Annotated in this window: 19 protein-coding genes; 11 read left to right on the forward strand and 8 right to left on the reverse strand. The window is 70.0% G+C overall.

What is annotated here, in order from left to right; translation table 11 throughout:
- The first annotated feature begins 16 nt into the window (after positions 1 to 16).
- The 5 genes from DEA06_RS10270 (at position 17) to DEA06_RS10290 (ending at position 5116) form a co-directional block, all read left to right on the forward strand.
- A complete protein-coding gene (locus tag DEA06_RS10270; protein ID WP_116647884.1) occupies positions 17 to 1078 on the forward strand; it encodes a WxL domain-containing protein in 1062 nt (353 codons plus the stop codon).
- Between the two features lie 123 nt (positions 1079 to 1201).
- Positions 1202 to 2329: a DUF916 domain-containing protein gene (locus DEA06_RS10275; protein ID WP_116647885.1), complete on the forward strand. Its 1128-nt coding sequence runs from the start codon at positions 1202 to 1204 to the stop codon at positions 2327 to 2329.
- Positions 2326 to 3144: a hypothetical protein gene (locus tag DEA06_RS10280; RefSeq protein ID WP_116647886.1), complete on the forward strand. Its 819-nt coding sequence runs from the start codon at positions 2326 to 2328 to the stop codon at positions 3142 to 3144. Before DEA06_RS10275 ends, DEA06_RS10280 begins: the two co-directional genes overlap by 4 nt.
- Entirely contained in the window at positions 3141 to 4151 is a 1011-nt protein-coding gene (locus tag DEA06_RS10285; RefSeq protein WP_116647957.1) for a sortase, read from the forward strand. Before DEA06_RS10280 ends, DEA06_RS10285 begins: the two co-directional genes overlap by 4 nt.
- Before the next feature lie 23 nt (positions 4152 to 4174).
- Positions 4175 to 5116, forward strand: coding sequence for a phosphate ABC transporter ATP-binding protein (locus DEA06_RS10290; RefSeq protein ID WP_116647887.1), 942 nt, complete (start codon positions 4175 to 4177; stop codon positions 5114 to 5116).
- A gap of 6 nt (positions 5117 to 5122) precedes the next feature.
- On the opposite strand, the gene DEA06_RS10295 is transcribed toward DEA06_RS10290, so the two are convergent.
- On the reverse strand, positions 5123 to 5701 hold the full coding sequence (locus DEA06_RS10295; protein WP_116647888.1) for a DM13 domain-containing protein: 579 nt from the start codon (positions 5699 to 5701) through the stop codon (positions 5123 to 5125).
- Between the two features lie 85 nt (positions 5702 to 5786).
- On the reverse strand, positions 5787 to 7184 hold the full coding sequence (locus DEA06_RS10300; RefSeq protein WP_240606904.1) for a threonine/serine exporter family protein: 1398 nt from the start codon (positions 7182 to 7184) through the stop codon (positions 5787 to 5789).
- 189 nt (positions 7185 to 7373) lie between these two features.
- On the opposite strand from DEA06_RS10300, the gene DEA06_RS10305 reads away from it, so the two are divergent.
- Entirely contained in the window at positions 7374 to 8660 is a 1287-nt protein-coding gene (locus DEA06_RS10305; protein ID WP_116647889.1) for an aspartate kinase, read from the forward strand.
- Positions 8661 to 8762: 102 nt separating this feature from the next.
- Here the strand turns inward: DEA06_RS10305 and DEA06_RS10310 are convergent, their stop codons facing one another.
- From DEA06_RS10310 to DEA06_RS10330, 5 genes are read right to left on the reverse strand one after another with little or no spacing between them, the layout of a single operon-like run.
- Positions 8763 to 10373, reverse strand: coding sequence for an ABC transporter ATP-binding protein (locus DEA06_RS10310; RefSeq protein WP_116647890.1), 1611 nt, complete (start codon positions 10371 to 10373; stop codon positions 8763 to 8765).
- Positions 10370 to 11167 carry an ABC transporter permease gene (locus tag DEA06_RS10315; protein ID WP_116647891.1) on the reverse strand — a complete coding sequence of 266 codons (798 nt, stop codon included), beginning with the start codon at positions 11165 to 11167 and terminating at the stop codon, positions 10370 to 10372. The genes DEA06_RS10310 and DEA06_RS10315 overlap by 4 nt, the downstream gene beginning before the upstream one ends.
- A complete protein-coding gene (locus DEA06_RS10320; RefSeq protein WP_116647892.1) occupies positions 11164 to 12186 on the reverse strand; it encodes an ABC transporter permease in 1023 nt (340 codons plus the stop codon). The genes DEA06_RS10315 and DEA06_RS10320 overlap by 4 nt, the downstream gene beginning before the upstream one ends.
- The gene (locus DEA06_RS10325) at positions 12186 to 13796 is read right to left on the reverse strand and encodes an ABC transporter substrate-binding protein (protein ID WP_165817970.1); all 1611 of its coding nucleotides are present in this window, start codon (positions 13794 to 13796) and stop codon (positions 12186 to 12188) included. The genes DEA06_RS10320 and DEA06_RS10325 overlap by 1 nt, the downstream gene beginning before the upstream one ends.
- 49 nt (positions 13797 to 13845) lie before the next feature.
- Positions 13846 to 15048 (reverse strand): amidohydrolase family protein, encoded by a 1203-nt coding sequence (locus DEA06_RS10330; RefSeq protein WP_165817971.1) that lies wholly within the window; start codon positions 15046 to 15048, stop codon positions 13846 to 13848.
- A gap of 401 nt (positions 15049 to 15449) precedes the next feature.
- Between DEA06_RS10330 and DEA06_RS10335 the strand changes: the two genes are divergently transcribed.
- From DEA06_RS10335 to DEA06_RS10355, 5 genes are all read left to right on the forward strand, one after another.
- On the forward strand, positions 15450 to 16520 hold the full coding sequence (locus DEA06_RS10335; protein WP_116647895.1) for an aspartate-semialdehyde dehydrogenase: 1071 nt from the start codon (positions 15450 to 15452) through the stop codon (positions 16518 to 16520).
- 59 nt (positions 16521 to 16579) lie between these two features.
- Positions 16580 to 18055, forward strand: coding sequence for a malate:quinone oxidoreductase (locus DEA06_RS10340; RefSeq protein ID WP_116647896.1), 1476 nt, complete (start codon positions 16580 to 16582; stop codon positions 18053 to 18055).
- Between the two features lie 8 nt (positions 18056 to 18063).
- Positions 18064 to 18669: a thymidine kinase gene (locus DEA06_RS10345; protein WP_116647897.1), complete on the forward strand. Its 606-nt coding sequence runs from the start codon at positions 18064 to 18066 to the stop codon at positions 18667 to 18669.
- A gap of 40 nt (positions 18670 to 18709) precedes the next feature.
- Positions 18710 to 19741, forward strand: a complete 1032-nt coding sequence (galE, locus tag DEA06_RS10350; protein WP_116647898.1) for a UDP-glucose 4-epimerase GalE — start codon at positions 18710 to 18712, stop codon at positions 19739 to 19741.
- Positions 19742 to 19857: 116 nt separating this feature from the next.
- Positions 19858 to 20559, forward strand: coding sequence for an FCD domain-containing protein (locus DEA06_RS10355; RefSeq protein ID WP_116647899.1), 702 nt, complete (start codon positions 19858 to 19860; stop codon positions 20557 to 20559).
- A gap of 9 nt (positions 20560 to 20568) precedes the next feature.
- Here DEA06_RS10355 and DEA06_RS10360 read toward each other — a convergent pair whose 3' ends face one another.
- Positions 20569 to 21339 (reverse strand): HAD-IIB family hydrolase, encoded by a 771-nt coding sequence (locus DEA06_RS10360; protein ID WP_240606905.1) that lies wholly within the window; start codon positions 21337 to 21339, stop codon positions 20569 to 20571.
- Between the last annotated feature and the right edge of the window lie 91 nt (positions 21340 to 21430).

A 21430-nucleotide genomic window follows, 5' to 3' on the forward strand; every position in this document is an offset into this window, starting at 1 on the left:
TAGGACACACACACTCATGTTCAAGCTCACCACCGTCAAGGCCGCCCTCGTCGGCGCCGTCGCGGTCGCGCTGATCGGAGGCGGAGTCACCTCCGCGTCCGCCGCGATCACCCCCTCCGGTTCCACCTCCGCCTACTACGTCTTCGACGCCGCCACCGAGGCGCTCGTCGCCGACGGCGCGCCGATCGCGTTCGACCAGCTCGTCGCGGGTTACCCCAGCGACTCCGGCTTCTCGGACTACAACCAGATGTTCACCGGTCCGGCTGCGGCCACCGAGGTGTACGTCTTCGTCTCGCCGCGCGGCGACGAGCGCGACACCTCCAAGTGGCTCGGTCGCCAGATGAACGGCTTCAACGACCCCGCCGCGAAGACGGTCCTCACGCCGGCGATGCTGCTCAACAACCTGGCGGGCTCGAACTACGCGTCGGTCAAGGCGAACGGCGGCACCTTCTCGGCTGGTATCGCCTTCACCTCGAGCTACGGCGTGACCGTCGAGGACGCCGCGTTCGTGCACATCACGGTGCAGCCCGGCGGCAGCTGGAGCTACGTCGCGACCAAGGACGACGCGACCGGCCCGGTCGACCCGACCGACCCCAGCACGACGGGCGAGATCGATCTCGAGGCGACCACCATCGCCCCGACCGACGGCAGCCTGTCGCTCGTCGTCCCCGCCGACGCGAAGGCGACGTTCGGCGAGGCCACCCTCGTCAACGGCAAGTCGACCTCGACCGCGTCGCTCCCCGAGGTCACGGTGAACGACGAGCGCGTCGTCTCGCGCAAGGGATGGACGCTCACGCAGTCCGTCGCCGACTTCACCAACGGCACGGAGACCATCGGAGCGACCAACCTCGGCGTCGCGCCCAAGGTGAACGCCACCGGCACCACCTCGACCGGTGTCTCGCCTGCTGCGGCTCAGGTCGCCGGCGCGGCGACCTACCCGGCCCCGTTCGCTCAGGCGGCCGCGGGCGCGGGCGTCGGTGTCACGAAGCTCGGCGCCGACCTCACGCTGGTCGCGCCGTCGGACGCCCCGGCGGGCACCTACACCTCGAAGATGACGCTCACGCTCGTCTCGAAGTAAGCCCCATCACGCGGGGGCGGCGCTTCGGCGCCGCCCCCGTCGTGCGTCTCTCGTCCGTTCCGAGTTCAACCCTCGTTCATCCGTGGGACCGATCGCGGCAAGCAAATTCTGTGGAGATAGAACGTGCTCAAGATCACCTTCTCCGCGCGCCCGAACGCGCGGGGCCCTCGCTCCCTCGCGATCGCTCTGATCGCCGGGATCGCGCTGTCGCTCGCCGCTCTCGCCCCCGCCGCCACGGCCGCCGACGAGGCTGCCCCCGAAGACACGATCGGCATCTCGGCGAAGCCGCAGGCCGCTGATGAGAACTCCGCCGGGCGCACGCGCTTCAGCTACCAGATGAGCCCCGGCCAGAACCTCGATGACGTCTACGTCGTCACCAACTCCGGCACGACCGCCCAGACCTTCACCGTCTTCGCCACCGATGCCTTCAACACCGCCGAGGGCGGCTATGGTCTCCTCGACACGGGTGTTCAGCCCGCCGATGCCGGCGCCTGGGTGCGGTTCGGCGGCGAGACCTCTGTCACGGCCGCCCTTCAGCCCGGCGAGTCCCGTGAGATCCCGTTCTCGCTGGTCGTCCCCGCCGACGCGTCACCGGGAGACCACGCTGCCGGCATGGTCGTGTCCGCGCTGGCCGATGACGGGCAGGTGCTCGTCGACCGTCGCGTGGGCACGCGACTCTACGTCCGCGTTCCGGGAGACCTCCAGCCGAATCTCACCGTCGACGGCATGAGCGCGTCGTACACCCCCAGCATCAACCCTCTCGCCGGCGAAGCGACCGTCACCTTCACCGTTCGCAACGCCGGGAACGTCGCGCTCTCCGGTGATCTCAAGACCGAGATCAAGGGTCTGTTCGGTATCGGCCTCGCCCCTGCGCTCGAGACCGAGGTCGACGAGATGCTCCCGGGGAGCACGCGGACGGTCACGACGACCGTGTCGGGCGTCGGACAGTGGGTCTTCCTCAACCCCGTGGTCACCCTCTACCCGTCGGTCGACGCCGAGGCGCTCAACCCCGGACCGCTGACCAGCGTCACTCGCGACACGATCCTGTTCGCGGTGCCCTGGGTGCTGCTCGGGCTGATCGTGCTCGGCCTCGGAATCTGGGGCTGGATCGTCTTCAGCCGCCGCCGCGACGCGCGTCGGGCGCGGGCGTGGATCGAGTACACCGAGGCCGAAGCGCGCCGCAAGGCGGAATACGAGCGCGAGCCCGCCGTGGTCGCCGCTGCCAGCCCGACACGATCGGAATCCTCGTGAGGCACCGTGCGGCTCGCGCCGTTCGCCTGGGCCGCGTGGTCGCGATCCTCGCAGCATCCGTCATCGCCCTCGTGGCTCTTCCCCTGGGCTCGGCCGTCGCGTCCTCGCCGAGCACGGTGACCTGCTCGACATCGTCCAGCCCGGCACCGAGCGAGGGCGGGGTCGACATGTCGGCCACGATCGTCGGTCCTGCCACATCACCGTGCGACGCGAAGCCGAGCGGCACCGTGTCGGGCGGTTCCGGACCCGCCCCCGTCGGCACGTCGACGCGCCAGAACGGACCCGGCACCGGGGCGGGCGTCGATCCGGCGGGCGTCGTCACCGACGGCGAACTGCCGTCCCTCACGCTCGACGAGGTCGACCTGGGCGGGATGCTGAGCATCGGCGGGCTCTCGACGTCGTACCGCCCGTCGTTCAACCCCTTCGGCGGAGATCTCGAGCTGTCGTTCACGGTGCGCAACACCTCGCAGTCGACGGTCGACGCGACGGCGGACTTCTGGATGGAGGGTCCGTTCGGGCTCCGCATCTCGTCGGCCGACGATGTCGCCGTCGCTGCCCTCAAGCCGGGGGAGACCCGCACCGTGAGCGCCTCGCTCCCGGGCGTCGGCCAGTGGACGGTCCTGACCGCCCACACCACCTTCACGCCGCCCGAGATGGTCGACGACGTGCAACTGACTCCCCTCACGCGGGACGCCACCGTGTTCGCCCTCCCGTGGTTCGTCGTCCTCCTCGTGGCGCTCGGGCTCGCTGCGTGGGTCGTCGTCCTGGTGCTGCGCCGTCGTGAGGGCGCCGAGCCGATCGGGGCGTGGGCATGACGATCGCCGAGTCGCCGGTCGAGCCGGAGGTCGCCGAGCCGGATGACGCCGCGCCCCCCGCGAAGAAGGGACGCATCCGGCCCCCCGCCCCGCCGAAGCCGCCCCGCACCCCACGGCCGCCTCGCCGACCGCCCGTCCCCCCGCGGGTGCGCCCGCCCCTCACTCGAGGCGAGGCCCTCGCCCGAAGCATCGCGGCCACTCTCGCGCTGATGCTCCTCATGTTCGTGCTGAACCTCACGGTGTTCAGCCACCTCCAGCACCACGTCTCGCAGCAGCGGTTGTCGGACGAGTTCCGTCTGCAGTTGCAAGCAGGCACCGCCCCGGTCAGCGAGGGCACGTTCGACGACGTGCTGCTCGCGGACGGCGCGCCGGTCGCGATCATGGAGATCCCGAGCATCGGGTTCTACGACGTCGTGGTGGAGGGCTCGTCCTCCGCCGAGACGGCCCTGGGCGTCGCGCATCGCCGCGACACCGTGCTGCCGGGTCAGGCGGGAGTGAGCTACCTCATGGCCCGCTCGGCCGCGTTCGGCGGTCCGTTCTCGGTGATCCCATCGCTCGATCCCGGCGAGACGATCCTCATCCGCACCGGGCAGGGGCTGCAGACGTTCGAGGTGATCGGAGTGAGATACGCCGGCGACCCGACACCGCCGAACCTCGCCCCGGGTGAGAGCAGGCTGATTCTGCAGACCTCGCGCGGCGCCCCGTACGTCCCGTCCGGGATCGTCTACGTCGACGCCCGCCTCGTCTCGGACGCGCAGCCGGCCGGTGTGCGTATGACCACGCCGGGACTGCTCCCGCCCGAAGACAGGGCGATGGCCACCGACACGACGACGGTGTGGGCGCTCGTGTTCGCCCTGCAGTTCCTCATCGCCGTCGAGATCGCCGCGGTGTGGTCGTTCCGACGTTTCGGTTCTCAGAAGACGTGGATCGTCTTCGTTCCCGTGCTCGCGCTGGCGGGATTCTTCATCGCGGACCAGGTCACGCGCCTGCTGCCCAATCTTCTCTGACCACCCCGAAGGAAGCCGTCACCATGTCCGACGACATCACGACCGTGATCGATCCGGTGCCCGAGTCGCGTCGGAGCGACTCCGCCCGACTGCGCCGCGATCAGGCGGGCTACGTCCCCGCCCCCTCGACGCCGAACTATCCCGCGGCGCCCCTGCCGACGGCGGCGGCGCCCGTCTTGCCGGCCGAGCCCCTCGCCTCTCTCCAGGCGAACGCGATCACGGCGTGGTTCGGTGACCACCAGGTGCTCGACCGCGTCTCGCTGACGATGCCCGCCGGGCAGGTCACCGCTCTCATCGGGCCGTCCGGATGCGGCAAGTCGACCTTCCTGCGCATCCTGAACCGCATGCACGAGCTCGTGCCCTCGGCCTCGCTCGCCGGGGAGGTGCTGCTCGACGGCGTCGACATCTACGACTCGAGCCGCAAACTCACCGAGGCGCGGCGCGACATCGGCATGGTGTTCCAGAAGCCGAACCCTTTCCCGGCGATGTCGATCTACGACAACGTCATCGCGGGTCTCAAGCTCACGGGTGTGCGGGCCTCGCGCGACGAGAAGGACTACCTCGTCGAGCGCTCCCTCACCAGCGCAGGACTGTGGAAAGAGGTCAAAGACCGCTTGCGCGCGCCGGGCGGCGGCCTCTCGGGCGGTCAGCAGCAGCGTCTGTGCATCGCGCGGTCGCTCGCCATCAAACCGAAGGTGCTGTTGATGGACGAGCCGTGCTCGGCGCTCGACCCCACCTCGACGCGCGTCATCGAGGAGACGATGGGCGAGCTGCAGAAAGAGGTGACGATCGTGATCGTCACGCACAACATGCAGCAGGCGCAGCGCGTGTCGCAGCAGTGCGCGTTCTTCCTGGCGTCGCAGGGGCAGCCCGGCCACATCGTCGAGCACGGTGACACCGGAGCGATGTTCGGTGCCCCGATCGACCCGCGCACCTACGACTACGTCAACGGACGCTTCGGGTAGACGCGATCAGATCGGCGCCAGGGTCGCCGCGCCGAACGAGACGGCGAAGCGCGCGCACCAGATCGACACGCTCTGGAACCCCGCGAGATCGGCATCGGCGGGGATCTCATACACCTGGTCGCCCAGATTGCCCTTCAACGCTCCCAGCTCGAGATAGCGCCCGTCGTCGAACACGTGCCAGCCGTCGACGCCCTCGATGACCGGCTGATCCGAGAGCCAGACCCGCAGATCGGGGCCGTCGCTGGTGTCGAGACCCGCGATCGCCAAGACGCGGGATCCGTCGGGTTGCTGCACCAGGCGCACCGAACCGCTGGTCTCGTGCTCGTGGGTGATGAACGAGCCCCGAGCGAGGTCGGTGTACACGGGGTCTGCGGAAGCGGCCGGCGCCGGAGTCTCCGTCGGCGCAGATGCTGCCGGCTCGGCCGTCGCGGTGGACGTCGATGTCGTCTCTCCGGGCGGAAGCGCGTCGTCGACCGTCGTGTTCGTGAACAGCCGCCACGGCTGGAAGAGCGCAGCGGCCACGACCACGACGGCCACGAGCACCACTCCGGTCGAGGACCAGAGGATCGCTCGCTTACGGGTCATGACCGTCTCCTTCGCTCGCGCCCAGACTAGGCCGCGACGAGGCGGGCGTCTTGTGCGTGCAGAAAACGTCACCGAATCGAAAGAGTCACCGACGGATGCGCGCGCGCGTGCGGGTGACGCTGCGCAGCGTCGCGCGCACCGGCGCGCCGATGTAGAGGCCGAGCGAGGCGCCCACGGCGAGGCTCACACCGATGATGCCCGCACCCACGAGGGTGGTGAGGCCCGTGAAGAGCTCCGCCGTGTTCTCGCCCGACTCCACGACGCCCAGGAGTCCTCGGAAGACCGCGGCTCCGGGCACCATCGGCAGGATCGCGGCGGTCGTGATGGCGACCGAGGGCACGTGCAGACGATAGGCGACGACCACCCCCACGAAGCTCCCCACGAACGCGCCGACCCCGCTGGCGGCGGCGGTGTCGAATCCGATGGCGGATGCGGCGACGTAACCGAACCACGCCAGCAGGCTCAGCAGCGCGCTGACGATGATGATGCGGCTGCGCGCTCCGTTGAAGACGGCCACGGCGATGGCGATGAGGGCGGCTCCGGCGAACTGCAGGCCCACCGGCCCGAGGGGGAGCGCCATGCTCGGCGGTGCCATGCCGAAACCGATGACGCGCGCGGTCTCGAGGCCGGCGAGGATGCCGATGACGACGCCCAGGGTCTGCGTGATGAGTTCGAGGATGCGGCCGGTCGCCGTGAGGGCGAAGCCGTCGATGGCATCCTGGGCGGCCCCGACGACGGTGAGGCCCGCGAGCATCAGCACGATCCCCGAGGCGACGATGACCGAGGGGCGGATGGACTGCGCCATCTCCCACCCGGTCGCGGCGAGGAGCGGCGACAGCGCGGCGAACAGCGTCAACACGAACGCCCCGGCGATCTGGCTGAAGAAGAACGGCACCTTCGCCCGCGCGAGGCCGAACTGCGTGAGGGCGGCAAGGCCGGCGGCGATGAAGGCGAGCAGGATGAGCAGCCCGTTCGCCCCGAACATCACGGCGACGCCGACGGCGAGCAGCGCCTGCGCGAGGATCACCACGGGTGGGCGGTAGCGGAACGGTGTGCGGCGGATCTCGCGGTACCGCGCGACCGCTCCGTCGAGGGCGAGACCCCCGTCGATCTCGGCCACGAGCGCCTGCAGACGCAGCAGCCGCTCGTGGTCGGGCGCCGATCCGCGGACGACCCTCATCAGGGTCAGCGGCTGCGCGGCGTCACTGCGGTGATAGGCGACGGTGATCGAGTTGTACGTGACGTCGACGTGCACGGGGTCGAGACCGTAGACGGCGCTGACGCGCACGATCGTGAGAGTGGTGTCGCTCGCCGTGGCTCCGGAGACCAGCATCGACTCGCCGATGCGGATCGCGAGATCGAGGATGCGCACTCCCAGCGCGTCGTCGATGATCGGGAGCACCGCGGTCATCTGCGCGTCGGACGGGTCGGAGCGGACCAGTCCGGTCAGAGAAGAGAGGAGTCCTCGGCGTCGCTGCTGCACGTGGATCTCCGTTCATCGGGTGGGCGCTGCGCATTCCTCGGCCTCACGAGCGCCGCCGCCTCTCGAGTCTACGAGCCGGATCCGGCATCGAATCGGTCGCCCCCGTCACATGGCGGGCACAGCATGCGGGGCTCCCTAGAATGGCGGGGTGGGCGCAGCATCCGCCCGTTCGTTCCCGGGAGTTCCCTCATGGCGCTGATCGTCCAGAAGTACGGCGGATCCTCCGTCGCCGACGCCGAGAGCATCAAGCGCGTCGCCAAGCGCATCGTCGACGCCCGCCGCGCCGGGCACGAAGTCGTCGTCGCGGTGAGCGCGATGGGCGACACCACCGACGAACTGCTCGATCTCGCGCAGCAGGTGGCGCCGATCCCCGCCCCGCGCGAGCTCGACATGCTGCTCTCCAGCGGAGAGCGCATCTCGATGGCGCTGCTGGCGATGGCCATCCACTCGATGGGGTTCGAAGCGCGCTCGTTCACGGGCAGCCAGGCCGGCATGATCACCGATGCCACTCACGGCGCCGCCCGCATCGTCGACGTCACCCCGATCCGCCTCCGAGAGGCGCTCGATGAGGGCGCGATCGTCATCGTCGCCGGCTTCCAGGGCTTCAACCGCGACACCCGCGACATCACCACGCTCGGCCGCGGCGGCTCCGACACGACCGCCGTCGCGCTCGCCGCGGCGCTCAGCGCCGACGTCTGCGAGATCTACAGCGACGTCGACGGCATCTTCACCGCCGACCCGCGCGTCGTACCGAAGGCGCGCAAGCTCTCGCGCGTCTCGAGCGAAGAGATGCTCGAACTCGCCGCCAACGGCGCCAAGGTCCTCTATATCCGCGCCGTGGAATACGCCCGCCGTCACGGTGTGCTGATCCACGCCCGATCCACGTTCAGCTCGAGCGAGGGCACCTGGGTGCTCGACCGTTCGCGCCACCACGAACTCGTCCCCGAGGGAGAAGAGATGGAAGAGCCCATCGTCGCCGGTGTCGCCACCGACCTGAGCCAGGCCAAGATCACCGTCATCGGTGTGCCCGACGTCCCCGGCAAGGCGGCCGACATCTTCAAGATCGTCGCGAAGTCGGGTGCGAACGTCGACATGATCGTGCAGAACGTGTCGGCGGCGGCGACCAGTCGCACCGACATCTCGTTCACCCTGCCGAAGACCGACGCGACCACCGCCCTCAAGGCGCTCGCCGCCGAGCAGTCCGAGGTCGGGTTCGAGAACCTCGTCCACGACGACCAGATCGGCAAGCTCTCGGTCGTCGGTGCCGGCATGCGCACGCACTCGGGCGTCTCGGCGACGCTCTTCGAGGCCCTGAGCCTCACCGGCGTGAACATCGAGATGATCTCGACCTCCGAGATCCGCATCTCGGTCGTGCTGCGCGGCGACGACCTCGCCGAGGCTGCGCGCGTCGTGCACACGGCCTACGGGCTCGACGGCGACACCGACGCCACGGTGCACGCCGGCACGGGTCGCTGACGCCGCATCCTGCGGTCTCCGGCGTAGGAGAAGCGTCCGGCGTAGGCCGATGCGCCGAAAACCTTCCTACGCTCGGCGCATCTCCTACGCCCGCGACGGCGCTCAGGCGCGCGTGGCTCCGGGGATCGCTCCGAGCAGCTCGCGGGTGTAGTCGTGCCCGGGCGCGGCGAAGATCTGCCGGGCGTCGGCCTGCTCCACGATGCGGCCGTCCTTCATGACCGCGATGCGGTCTGAGACCTGCCGGATGACGCCGAGGTCGTGCGAGATGAACAGGTACGTGAGCCCGTGCTCGGCCTGCAGATCGACGAGCAGCTGCAGCACCTGCTCCTGCACCGACACATCGAGCGCCGACACCGGTTCGTCGAGCACGACGAGCTCGGGGCGGAGCGCGAGCGCCCGCGCGATCGCCACGCGCTGGCGCTGACCGCCCGACAGCTCCGTGGGGCGTCGGGAGAGCAGCTCCGGTGCGAGGCGCACGTCGGCGAGCAGGCCCCGGACCGCCGCGGAACGCTCGGAGCGCGAGACGCCGAACGCCTGGAGCGGCTCGGCGACGATCCGCTCGACGGTCATGCGCGGGTCGAGGGATCCGAACGGGTTCTGGTAGACGACCTGGATGCGGCGCCGCAGCTGCCGCAGCGCCGAACCGGCGAGGTCGGTGATGTCGGTGCCGTCGAACGTGACGGTCCCGGCGTCGGACGAGACGATGCGCGCGACCATGCGCGCGGTCGTGCTCTTGCCCGACCCCGACTCGCCGACGAGCGAGAACGTCGACCCGCGGGGGACGGCGAACTCGACCGCCTCGACGGCGCGCACGGCCTGTGTTCCGCTGCCGTAGGTCTTGGCGAGCCCGACGACCGACAGGAGCGGCCCGTCGCCGTCGGGGGCCTCCGCGGTGCGCGGGGCCACGGTCGGCGTCAGCCGACGCGCGTTGAGTCCGGGGGCGGCGGCCACCAGCCTCTGCGTGTACGGGTGCGAGGGAGACGACAGCACCGACGCGGCGGTTCCGCTCTCGACGATCTGCCCCTTCTCGACCACGACGATGCGGTCGGCCCGGTCGGCGGCGACGGCGAGGTCGTGGGTGACCAGCAGCACGGCGGTGCCGTGCGCCGACGCCAGCGACTGCATCCGATCGAGCACGTGGCGCTGCACGGTGGCGTCGAGGGCGCTCGTGGGCTCGTCGGCGATCACGAGGGCGGGCTCGCACGACCACGCGATACCGATGAGCACGCGTTGGCGCAGGCCGCCCGAGAGTTCGTGCGGGTACTGCCCCGCCCGTCGCTCCGGGTCGGGGATGCCGACCTCGCCGAGGATCTCGATCGCTCTGGCCGCAGCATCCTTCTTCGACAGGTCGCGGTGACGGCGAAGCGTCTCCGCGATCTGTTCGCCGACGCGCATGAGCGGGTTGAGGCTGTGCGAGGGGTCCTGCGGGACGAAGCCGATGCGTGCGCCACGGATGCGGCGGAGCGCGGCCGGCCGCGCACGACCGAGGTCGTCTCCCTCGAAGCGGATCTCGCCCTCGCGCACGCGGGCCTGCGTCGGGAGGAGCTGCACGATCGCGTGGGCGATCGTGCTCTTGCCCGACCCTGACTCGCCGACGACCGCCACGATCTCGCCCGGAGCGATCTCGAGGTCGACGCCGCGGAGGGCGGGTGTGACGCGGCGGCCCTGGCCGTAGTCGACGCGGAGTCCGGTCACGGAGAGCAGAGCGGTCATCGGGTTCCTCCGATCGAGCGCGACACCTGGTTGACCGCGAGCACGATCGCGAGGATCACGGCGCCCGGGAGCAGGCTGAGCCACGGTGCGGTGGCGACGAAATCGCGGCCCGCCGAGACGAGTGCGCCCCACTCGGGCGCGGGAGGCTGCGCCCCGAAACCGAGGAAGCTCAGCGCCGACACCGCGAGGATCGCCAGCGCCAGCTCGAGAGCGGCCATCGCGATGATCGGGCGGGCGGCGTTGGGGAGCACGTGGCGCACGAGGATCGTGGGGCCCCGGACGCCGAGTGTGCGTGCGGCCTCGATGTACTCCTCGCCGCGCACGCGCAGCACCTGCGAGCGCATCACGCGGGCGAACGAGCCGGCGGTGCCGAGCCCCACCCCGAGCGCGATGGACAGCGGACCGAAGCCGAGCGAGGCGACGACGATGAGGGCGAGCAGGATGCCGGGGATGGCGATGAGCACGTCGACGAACCGCATGGCGATGAAGTCCACAGCTCCGCCGACGTACCCGGTGACCAGGCCGATGATCGATCCGACGACCACGCCGCCGACGACGGCCAGTCCGGCGGCGAACAACGACAGCCGTGCGCCGTAGACCACGCGCGAGAACACGTCGCGAGCGAGGTGGTCGGTGCCGAAGAGGTGCTCCGGCGAGGGAGGCGCGAGCCGCGCCGTGCCGACGGAGTCGAACGGGTCGTAGGGGGCGAGCAGCTCCGGCGCGATCAGGGCGGCGGCCGTGAGCGCCAGCACGAGGATCGCGAGGATGAGGGCGGGTTTGCGCAGAACGGTCATCGGGTCGCTCCCTTCCGGCCGACGAGGCGCGTGCGGGTGCGGGGGTCGATGACTCCGTACAGGCCGTCGACGACGAGCGTGACGACGGCGTAGACGAGGGCGACGACGATCACGACGCCCATCACGACGTTGATGTCGCGGGCGAGCACCGCGTCGACGGTGAGGCGGCCGATGCCGTCTCGCGAGAAGACGGTCTCCACGACCGCGGTGCCGCCGGCGAGGTAGCCGATCTGCAGGCCGATGATCGTGATCGAGGGGAGGAGCGCGTTGCGGAGCACGTGACGCACCACGACCGTGCGCTGGGCGAGGCCCTTGGCGTTCGCGGTGAACACGAACGGGCTCGCTCCCGCGTCGAAGACGGCGGCGGAGAAGACCTGGAAGAAGATGGCGGCGGTCGGCAGCGCCAGGGTGATCCCGGGGAGCACGACGCTGGCGAACCCGTTGGTTCCGGATGCGGGGAACCAGCCGAGCCCGAAGGAGAAGACGGTGATGAGCACGAGCCCGCTGAGGAAGGCGGGGATCGCGATCCCCAGCGGCGGGATCTGCGCGACGACGTCGCGCATCCAGGCCGGACGGGCCACGTACGCCCACACGGTGAACGCGAGGGCGATGAGGAAGCCGAGCACGAGGGCGAACAGTGCCACGGCGATGGTGTGCGGGAAGGCGCGCCCGATCATGTCGCCGACCGGCTGGCCGGTCGCGATGGAGGTGCCGAAGTCCCCGCGCACGAGGGCGAAGAGGTTCGAGAAGTACTGCTGCCAGAGCGGACCGTCGAAGCCGTAGCGCGCGCGCAGGGCGTCGAGCTCGGCGGGATCGGTCGAGGTCGCGTCGCCGCCCCGCAGGGAGAGGGCGGCGAGTACCGGGTCGCCGGGCAGCGCGTGGATCAGCAGGAAGGCGACCGTGTAGGTCGCCCAGACCACGAAGAGGCACTGCAGGATCTTCGGGATCAGGAAGCGAGCGACGGACGCCGCCCTGCTTCCTCCGTCCGCTGACGCCACGCGCTGCACCGGCTGTGTCATCAGTCCGAGACCACCGCGGTGTCGTAGAGGTGCAGGCGGGCGGCCGAGTCGAACGTGATGCCTTCGACGCCGGCGCGCGAGCCGTGCAGCTGCACGGTCTCCAGCGTCGGGATCACGTAGGCGCGCTCGGCGACGATCTGCTGGATCTCGTCGACCAGCTCCTGGCGTGCGGCGGTGTCGGCGGTCTGCGACTGCTCCTGCAGCAGCGTCTCCAGCTGGGCGTCGTCGACGATGCCCCAGCGCGACTTCGACGCGGTGGACAGGAGCGTCCGCAGAGCGTCGGGGTCGGTGCGGGTGAGGGCGGCGCCGAGCATGTCGTAGTCGCCCGAGGCGATCGCGCCGAAGAAGTCGCCGGAGGAGACCATCTTCAGCTGCAGGTCGATGCCGACCTTCTTCAGGTCGATCTGCGCGGCTTCGAGCACGTCCTGCGCGTAGAAGGCCGTGACCGTGACGGTGAGCGGCTGGCCGTCCTTCTCGTAGATCCCGTTCGACCCGAGGGTCCAGCCGTCGTCTTCGAGCAGGGCCTTCGCGCCGTCGGCGTCGTACGCGAGCACGTCGCCGAGGTCGGTGTAGCCGGGGGTGGAGGAGGTCAGGACGCTCGTCGGTGCCTGGCCGCTGATCGAGCCCGCGATGATGTTGATCTGGTCGCGGTCGAGCCCCTTCGAGATCGCCTGCCGAACGGCCTCGTCACCCAGCGGACCCCGCGTGGTGTTGATCACGAGGGAGTTGGGAACGCCCGGGTTCGCCTTGGCGTAGAGGTTGTAGTCGCCGGTGCTGAAGCGCGACTCGTCGACGTACGGGACGTCCTGGATGACGTCGTACTCGCCCGACTCGAGGCCGCCGGTGCGCACGCTCGGCTCGGAGATGATCGGGAAGGTCACCGAAGACAGGTAGGCCTCGCCCTCGTGCTGCCGCAGCTGCGACGCCCAGTCGTAGCCGTCGCGGCGGACGACCTTCACCGAGTCGTTCGGCACGTACGAGTCGAGCACGAACGGTCCCGTGCCGGCCACCGAGGCGCACCGCGTCTCGGCGGGCGCGGCCACCGTCTCGGGCGAGAGGATGCCGAGCGAGATCGTCGTGGCGCCCTGCTGGAACTGCACGTTCGGGGTCGAGAAGTTCACGGTGAACTCGGTGTCGCTGGTGACGTCGGTGCCCGCGTATCCCGCGAGGTAGCCGTTCGCGAGCGAGGCGGACGCGCCGAGCGCGACGATGGCGTCGAAGTTCGCGGCCACCGCGTCGGAGGTCAGCGGGGTGCCGTCGCTGAAGGTGACGCCGTCGCGCAGCGTGAACGTGTACGAGGTGAGGTCGTCGCTCACGTCCCACTCGCTGGCCAGCCACGGCACGATCTCGCCGGTGTCGGGGTTCTGGTCGAGCAGCGAGTCGGTGAGCTGGCGTCCGACGATGAGCGAGGTCGTCACGGACGACTGCTGCGGGTCGATGCAGGTCGGGTCTTCCTTGAGCGCGAAGACGATGTCCTGGGCGACGTCGGCGCCGGGCGTGGCGGAGGTCTCGGCGGCGCCACCGGCGCAGCCGGCGAGGGTGAGGACGGCGAGGCCGGCGATCAGAGGAGCGGCGATGCGGCGCGCTCCGCGGGTTCGAGGGGTGGTCACGGGTTCTCCTTCATGGGCGGAACAGGTCAAGTGGTGCGAAATCGTGGGCTCACGCGGGCAGTGCGCCGGCGATCAGCTCACCGCGGGCGACGACGGCGACGATGTTCTCGGCGGTGAGATCGTCGATGTCCTCCCAGGGCTTTCCGCGCACGACGAGGAAGTCGGCGCCCTGGCCGGGGTGGAGGCGACCGACCTTGCCGGCGAGGCCGATGGCGTCCGCAGCATCCGAGGTTCCGGCGCGCATGGCACGCTCGCTGGTCCAGGCGAACGACTGCTTCATGAGGCGGAGCTCCTCGAGCTGATCGCCGAAACGCACCATCACGCCGTTCGCGTCGGTGCCCAGCACGAAGCGGATGCCCGCGGCCGCGGCGCCGGTGAAGTTGGCGTCGCGTTCGGTGACGACGGCGCGGCCCTTCTCGGCGGCGTCGTCGCTGACCGGGATCTTGCGATCGGCGATGGCGTCGTTGATCAGCAGCGTCGGGGCGACGGGAATGTTGCGCTCGAGCAGTGTGTCCCAGTGGCGCTCGAGGATGCCGGTGCCGTGCTCGATCGAGTCGACCTCGAAGCGCAGCGCGATGTCGACGCCCTCGGCGGTGTGCGTGTGGGCGGCGACGAGCATTCCGAGCGCGTGCGCTTCGTCGACGGTCGCGGCGATCTCGGCCTCGGTCTGGTTGCGCCAGCCGACCTTGTCGCCCATGGAGAGCACGCCGCCGCTGGTGTAGATCTTGATGCCGTCCGCACCCGAGCGCGCCCACTGGCGTACCAGGCGACGGCATTCGTCGGGGGAGTCCGCCACGGGCGGACGCTGCGCGTAGTGCGGCGGGGTGAACAGGTCGCCGTGCCCGGCGGTCATTCCGACCGGGCCGTGCACCAGCAGCCGCGGACCGGGGATGATGCCGGCCGCGAGAGCGCGCGCCGCGGAGAACTGCACGTCGCCGCCGCCGAGGTCGCGAAGGGTCGTGACGCCGGATGCGGCGGCACGGCGCGCGTGCGAGACGACATGCAGCGACCGCTCGGAGGCGGGGGTGATGAGCGGCCACGTGAGCCAGTCGTTCGCCGGTGCTCCCGCCGAGGAGTCGAGGTGCACGTGCGTGTCGACGAGGCCCGGGACGACGCTGTACTCCGACTCGCCGGGGGCGGTCTCTTCGACCGCGGTGATGCGGTCGCCCTGCCACGAGAGGGTGGCGGTGCCGCGGGGGCGGTCTCCATCCCACAGGGGCAGGCCGGGAAGGGAATGCAGGCTCGCGGGCATGAGGACTCCTCGCAGAGAAGGGCGTTCGGGGGGACGCCGGGAGGGGAAGTGGACGATGGGTTCGCCGGGGGTGGTGGCAACGCTGGTCCGGGCGCCAGGATATCGGCGCCGACGAGGCCTGCTTCGACAATGGCGGCCGCTACGCCGCATCCTTTACAGAACGGAAACATGGCGCAGGCCGCTCAGAAGGCCTCGGATCCCGCTCCCCGGGCGAGATCCCGCCCGGAATGTAACGATCGTCCATCAACCCGTGTCGCCGGGGTAGGAGAAGGGCCGGAGGTCGGACGATCCGGCCGGAATCCTCCGACCTTCGGCGCTCCTCCTACGCTCGCGACCGGCGGCGTCGCCCGCCGCGCCGATAGAATCGCGGAAACCGACCCGAGCAGCATCCGAGGAACGCCATGACCCGCATCTCCGATTCAGGAATCTCCCTCGCCATCGTCGGCGCCACCGGCCAGGTCGGCACCGTGATGCGCGAGATCCTCATCGATCGCTCGTTTTCGATTCGCGACCTGCGTCTGTTCGCGACGGCCCGCTCGGCCGGCACGTCGATCGAGTTCGGCGGACACGACATCATCGTCGAAGACGTCGCCACGGCCGACCCGTCGGGCATCGACGTCGCGCTGTTCTCGGCAGGCGCCACCGGCAGCCGCGCGCACGCCCCGCGCTTCGCCGAGGCCGGTGCCCTCGTCATCGACAACTCCAGCGCCTGGCGCATGGACCCCGAGGTTCCGCTGGTCGTCAGCGAGGTCAACCCGCACGCGATCGGCGAGGCGAAGAAGGGCATCGTCGCCAACCCGAACTGCACCACGATGGCCGCGATGCCGGTGCTGAAGGTGCTGGATGCTGAGGCCGGCCTCGAGCGACTGATCGTCAGCACCTACCAGGCCGTCAGCGGCTCGGGCCTCGCCGGTGCGCAGGAACTCCTCGGCCAGGTCGAGGGGGTGCTCGCGCAGGGCGACGTCGACCGGCTCGTCCGCGACGGCTCGGCCCTGGACTTCCCCCAGCCGGAGAAGTACATCGCCCCGATCGCCTTCGACGTCATCCCGTTCGCCGGAAACCTCGTCGACGACGGCGACAACGAGACCGACGAGGAGAAGAAGCTCCGCAACGAGAGCCGCAAGATCCTCGAACTCCCCGACCTCCGCGTCGCGGGCACCTGCGTGCGCGTGCCGGTGTTCACGGGCCACTCGCTCAGCATCAACGCCGAGTTCGCGCGTGACATCACGCCCGACCGCGCGCGTGAGGTGCTCGCGAGCGCCCCCGGCGTGCAGCTCGAGGAGGTGCCCACGCCGCTCCAGGCGGCCGGCACCGACCCGAGCTACGTCGGACGCATCCGCGCCGATCAGTCCGCCCCCGAGGGCAAGGGCCTCGTGCTGTTCATCAGCAACGACAACCTTCGCAAGGGCGCGGCGCTGAACGCCGTGCAGATCGCCGAGCTCGTCGCCGAGCGCTTGGGCGCCCACGCCTGATTGTTCGAGGCGGTGCGCACTCGCGATTCGACCCTCTGAATCGCGCCTAGGATTGCCTGGTGAGCCAAGACATCGACGTGCTGCTCATTGGTGGCGGCATCATGAGCGCCACCCTGGGCACGTTTCTGAAGGAACTCCAGCCCGACTGGAAGATCGCCGTCTACGAGCGGCTGAGCGACGTCGCGCTGGAGAGTTCGAACGCGTGGAACAACGCGGGTACCGGGCACGCCGCGCTGTGCGAGCTGAACTACATGCCGCAGGCTGCCGACGGCTCGGTCGATCCCGCGAAGGCGATCACGATCAACGAGCAGTTCCAGCAGAGTCGGCAGTTCTGGTCGTCGCTGGTGGAGAAGGGCGAGCTCGACGCCCCGTCGACGTTCATCAACGCCACCCCGCACATGACGTTCGTCCGCGGTGAGAAAGACGTCGAGTACCTGCGCAAGCGCTACGAGGCGCTCAAGACGCAGCCACTGTTCGAGGGCATCGAGTTCAGCGAGGACTCCCGCGTCATCAACCAGTGGGCGCCGCTGCTGATGAAGAAGCGGCTGAAGAGCGACGAGCCCTTCGCAGCCACCCGCGTGCCCGCGGGAACCGACGTCGACTTCGGGTCGCTCACCCACCAGCTCTTCGCGAACCTCAAGGAGAAGGGCGTCGAGGTCGTCACGAACCGCGAGGTGCGAAAGCTCAAGCGCGACGGTAACGGCGGCTGGCGGGTCACCACCCGCGAGACCTTGGGCCGCACGCCCGGTCATATCACCGCGAAGTTCGTCTTCGTCGGAGCGGGCGGCTGGGCGCTGAAGCTTCTGCAGCGCTCGGGGATTCCCGAGATCAAGGGCTACGGGGTCTTCCCCATCGGCGGGCAGTGGCTGAAGACCGACAACCCCGCGCTCGTCGCACAGCACAAGGCGAAGGTCTACTCGCAGGCGTCGGTCGGCGCCCCGCCCATGTCGGTGCCGCACCTCGACACCCGTGTGGTCGACGGGCAGACGTCGCTGCTGTTCGGTCCGTTCGCGACGTTCAGCCCGAAGTTCTTGAAGAACGGTTCGCCCTGGGACATCGTCTCGCAGGTGCGCCCGCACAACCTGCTGCCGATGCTGAAGGTGGCCATCGACAACCCGGGCCTCATCAAGTACCTCGTGGGTGAGCTGTTGAAGACCCACGCCCGCAAGGTCGACAGCCTCAAGACGTTCGTGCCCTCGGCGGAGGGCAAGGACTGGGAGCTGCTCGGGGCCGGTCAGCGCGCCCAGGTCATGAAGCGCGACCCGAAGAAGGGCGGCGTTCTGCAGTTCGGCACCGAGGTCGTCACGGCGAAGGACGGCTCGATCGCCGGTCTTCTCGGCGCCTCGCCGGGCGCGTCGACCGCCGTGTCGATCATGCTCGGTCTGCTCAAGACCTGTTTCCCCGACGACATCGCTCGCTGGGAGCCGCGCCTCAAGGAGCTCGTGCCGAGCTACGGCGAGACCCTCAACACGCGCCCGGAGGTCGCGCGCGAGGAGCTCGCGAAGACCGCCGGCGTACTCTCGATCTCGGTCTGACACGGGCTGTGGCCAAGCTCTACTTCCGCTACGGGGCGATGAACTCCGGCAAGTCGACCGCGCTCCTGCAGGCGGCCTACAACTACGAGGAGCGCGGGCAGCGAGTGCTCCTCGCCAAGCCCGAGATCGACACGAAGGGCGCCGACCAGATCGAGAGCCGCCTCGGCGTCTCGCGTACGGTCGACTTCCTGGTGTCGCCCGATGCCGACGCGCGCGAGGCCCTTCGGGCTGCCGCCGGCGAGGCCCCGGTGGCCTGCCTCCTCGTCGACGAGGCCCAGTTCTTGACGCCGGCGCAGGTCGACGACCTGCTGCGGATCGCGGTGCTCGACGACATCCCGGTGCTCGCGTACGGCATCCGCACCGATTTCCGCACCGAGGCCTTCCCGGGCTCCGCGCGCCTGCTTGAACTCGCCCACAGTCTCGAAGAGCTGAAGACGATCTGCCGCTGCGGACGCAAGGCGATCTTCAACGCCCGGCTGATCGACGGACGCTTCGTGTTCGACGGCGATCAGGTGGCGATCGATCAGGGGCTCACGACCGGCGAGGTCACCTACGAGTCGATGTGCGCCGTCTGCTACCTGACCGAGTCCGGCGGGCGGCTCGACGGGCGCTGAGCGACGCGAGACGGCCCCCGCAAGTCGGTAGCCTGGAGGCATGCGCGTACTCCTTGCCGGCGGTGCCGGTTACGTCGGAACCCACACGGCGGTAGCCCTCCTCGACGCCGGCCACGAGGTCGTGCTGCTCGACGATCTGTCGGGCACCCAGGCGGTCGCCGCCGCCCGCGTGGAGCAGATCACCGGAAGATCCGCCCCGCTGGTGGTGGGGGATGCTGCCGACGACGCGGTCGTGGAGGCCGTCTTCGCCGAGCACGGCCCGATCGACGCGGTCATCCACCTCGCCGCGTTCAAGGCCGTGGGGGAGTCGACGCAGCAGCCGCTGAAGTACTACTCCAACAACCTCGACACCACGTTCGCGCTGCTGCGCGCCGGGGTGGCTCACGGCATCCGTTCGTTCGTCTTCTCGAGCACGGGCACCGTCTACTCCGACCCCGCCGACCTCCCCTTCACCGAGGAGGCGACCACGAGCGTCGACCTCTCGAACGCCTACAGCAAGTCCAAGCGCATGAACGAGGTCGTGCTCGCCGACGTCGCCCGGGTGAACCCCGAGCTGAACGTCACCGTGCTGCGCTACTTCAACCCGGTCGGCGCCCACCCGAGCGGTCTGATCGGCGAAGACCCGTCGGGCATCCCCAACAACCTCATGCCGTACGTCTCGCGCGTCGCGATCGGCACCCTCGACCGCATCGGCGTCTTCGGCAACGACTACGACACCCCCGACGGCACGGGCCTGCGCGACTACATCCACGTCGTCGACCTCGCCGAGGGCCACGTCGCGGCCCTCGAGAAGGCCGAGCCCGGCTTCGCGATCTTCAACCTCGGCACGGGGATCCCCGTGAGTGTGCTGCAGCTCATCGCCTCCTTCGAGGCGGCGGTCGGTCGCGAGCTGCCCACCGAGATGCTCCCGCGCCGCGCGGGCGACGTCGCCGCGACGTACTGCAACCCGTCGAAGGCCGCGCGCGACCTCGGTTGGCGCACGCGCCTGGGCATCGACGACGCGTGCCGCGACTACTGGAACTGGCAGAGCACGAACCCCCAGGGCTACAGCACCGCCGCCGCCCCCGCCTGAGTCACGCGAATCGGCCGAGACACACCGCCAGGCGCGTTGTCTCGGCCGATACGCGCGTCTCACGCCCCCGCCCGCCCCGGCAGCGGGCTATCGTGGGGACTCCTCCGGAGGTGAACATGCCGAACACGGCACCGCGTGCCTGGCAGGTCGTGCTCGAGAAGATCGAGGGCGATCTGCTTGCCGGCCGTCTCGGTCCGGGCGACAGGCTCCCTCCCGAGCGCGACCTCTCGGTGCAGCTCGGCGTCGGACGCTCGAGCGTTCGCGAAGCCATCCGCGTGCTCGAGGTGCTGGGGCTCGTGCGCACCGGTACGGGATCCGGGCCGACGTCGGGCGTCACGATCGTAGCGACGCCCCGCGGCGGTCTGTCGGCGCTGCTGCGACTGCAGGTGGCCGCGAACGGGTTCGACATCGCCGATGTCGTCAGCACGCGCGTCACCCTCGAGTCGGCCGTCGTGGAGGCGCTCGCCGCCGCCGACGCGCCCGACCTCACGCAGGTACACGCCGCCCTGCACGAGATGGAGGGGCCGGAGCTGCCGATCGCGGAGTTTCTCGCACTCGACCGGGCGTTCCACGTCGCGCTGTCGGAAGCATCCGGAAACGCGGTCGTCACCGCCATCATGGTGGGTCTGCGCACCGCGATCGACGCCTACGTCGAGGCGGGGGCACTGCGCGTGACCGACTGGGACGCCACCGCAGCACGACTGGTGCGCGAGCACCGCGCGATCGTCGGCGCGGTCGAGCGCGGTGACGCCCCGGAGGCGCAGCGGCTGGTGCGAGCGCACATCGCGGGATATTACGCCGAGGCCGTCACGGCCTGAGCGGACGGCTCAGCGGACGGGGAGCGTGGGGATGAGGGCCTCGAGGTATTCGGCGGTGTCTTCCCAGCCCTCGACCGCGTGGCACTCGACGCCCATCGCGAGCACCGGGTAGTCGTTGCCGTCGGGGTCGAGGCGATCGCCGACGAACAGCATGTCGTCGAGCGAAATGCCGGTGGCGTCGGCGAGCTGGTTCATGCCGTAGGCCTTGTCGATGCCGCGGTGGGTGATGTCGATCGACGTCGACCCGCCCGAGCGCACCTCGAGGTCGGGAATGCGTGCGGCGACCGCCTCGCGCAGGGTGTTCTTCTTCTCTCCGGTCGGGTCCCACGCCTTCTTGGCGTCGAGCGGGGCCTTCTGTCCGAGCGCGGAGAAGGTGATCTGCGATCCGCGGTCTTCGAGGATGTCGCCCCAGGTCTCGCTGGCCCACAGTCCGAGGCGTTTGGCCTCCTCTTCGACCGCCGCGAGGGCGCGGGTCTTCTCGTCGTCGGTCAGCGAGTGCGCGTAGACGGTCTCGATGCCGGCCGGTGTGAGCAGGTAGTACTGCGTGCCGCACGTCGGCAGCAGGTGCACGTGGCTGAGCAGCTCGGCGGATGCTGCGGGCAGCCGCTCGACGACCTGCGTGCGGAACTGCGCGAGTTGCCCACCGGAGATGATGGCGACTTCTACGCGCTCGGCGAGGGCGATCAGGAGGTCGCCGATCCGCGGGTCGATCGCGGTCTTCGAGGGGGCGAGGGTGTCGTCGAGGTCGAAGGCGACGAGGCGGGGCGTGAGGTCGGGCACGGGGCTCCTGTACGAGACGTCCAATGAATGAAAGAAGGCTCCGTTAGGCGACGGGGCCTTCTCGCTCATGATATCCAGTGGACCCATCTAC

Origin of the sequence: Microbacterium sp. Gd 4-13, assembly GCF_003095395.1 — a bacterium.
Classification (GTDB): domain Bacteria; phylum Actinomycetota; class Actinomycetes; order Actinomycetales; family Microbacteriaceae; genus Microbacterium.

What these genes read in the sequence shown, in the direction of transcription:
- DEA06_RS10270 (WP_116647884.1), top strand. Translation starts at nt 17, where the DNA reads ATGTTCAAGCTCACCACCGTCAAGGCCGCCCTCGTCGGCGCCGTCGCG.
- DEA06_RS10285 (WP_116647957.1), top strand. Translation starts at nt 3,141, where the DNA reads ATGACGATCGCCGAGTCGCCGGTCGAGCCGGAGGTCGCCGAGCCGGAT.
- DEA06_RS10290 (WP_116647887.1), top strand. Translation starts at nt 4,175, where the DNA reads ATGTCCGACGACATCACGACCGTGATCGATCCGGTGCCCGAGTCGCGT.
- DEA06_RS10295 (WP_116647888.1), bottom strand. Translation starts at nt 5,701, where the DNA reads ATGACCCGTAAGCGAGCGATCCTCTGGTCCTCGACCGGAGTGGTGCTC.
- DEA06_RS10305 (WP_116647889.1), top strand. Translation starts at nt 7,374, where the DNA reads ATGGCGCTGATCGTCCAGAAGTACGGCGGATCCTCCGTCGCCGACGCC.
- DEA06_RS10310 (WP_116647890.1), bottom strand. Translation starts at nt 10,373, where the DNA reads ATGACCGCTCTGCTCTCCGTGACCGGACTCCGCGTCGACTACGGCCAG.
- DEA06_RS10315 (WP_116647891.1), bottom strand. Translation starts at nt 11,167, where the DNA reads ATGACCGTTCTGCGCAAACCCGCCCTCATCCTCGCGATCCTCGTGCTG.
- DEA06_RS10320 (WP_116647892.1), bottom strand. Translation starts at nt 12,186, where the DNA reads ATGACACAGCCGGTGCAGCGCGTGGCGTCAGCGGACGGAGGAAGCAGG.
- DEA06_RS10330 (WP_165817971.1), bottom strand. Translation starts at nt 15,048, where the DNA reads ATGCCCGCGAGCCTGCATTCCCTTCCCGGCCTGCCCCTGTGGGATGGA.
- DEA06_RS10335 (WP_116647895.1), top strand. Translation starts at nt 15,450, where the DNA reads ATGACCCGCATCTCCGATTCAGGAATCTCCCTCGCCATCGTCGGCGCC.
- galE (WP_116647898.1), top strand. Translation starts at nt 18,710, where the DNA reads ATGCGCGTACTCCTTGCCGGCGGTGCCGGTTACGTCGGAACCCACACG.
- DEA06_RS10355 (WP_116647899.1), top strand. Translation starts at nt 19,858, where the DNA reads ATGCCGAACACGGCACCGCGTGCCTGGCAGGTCGTGCTCGAGAAGATC.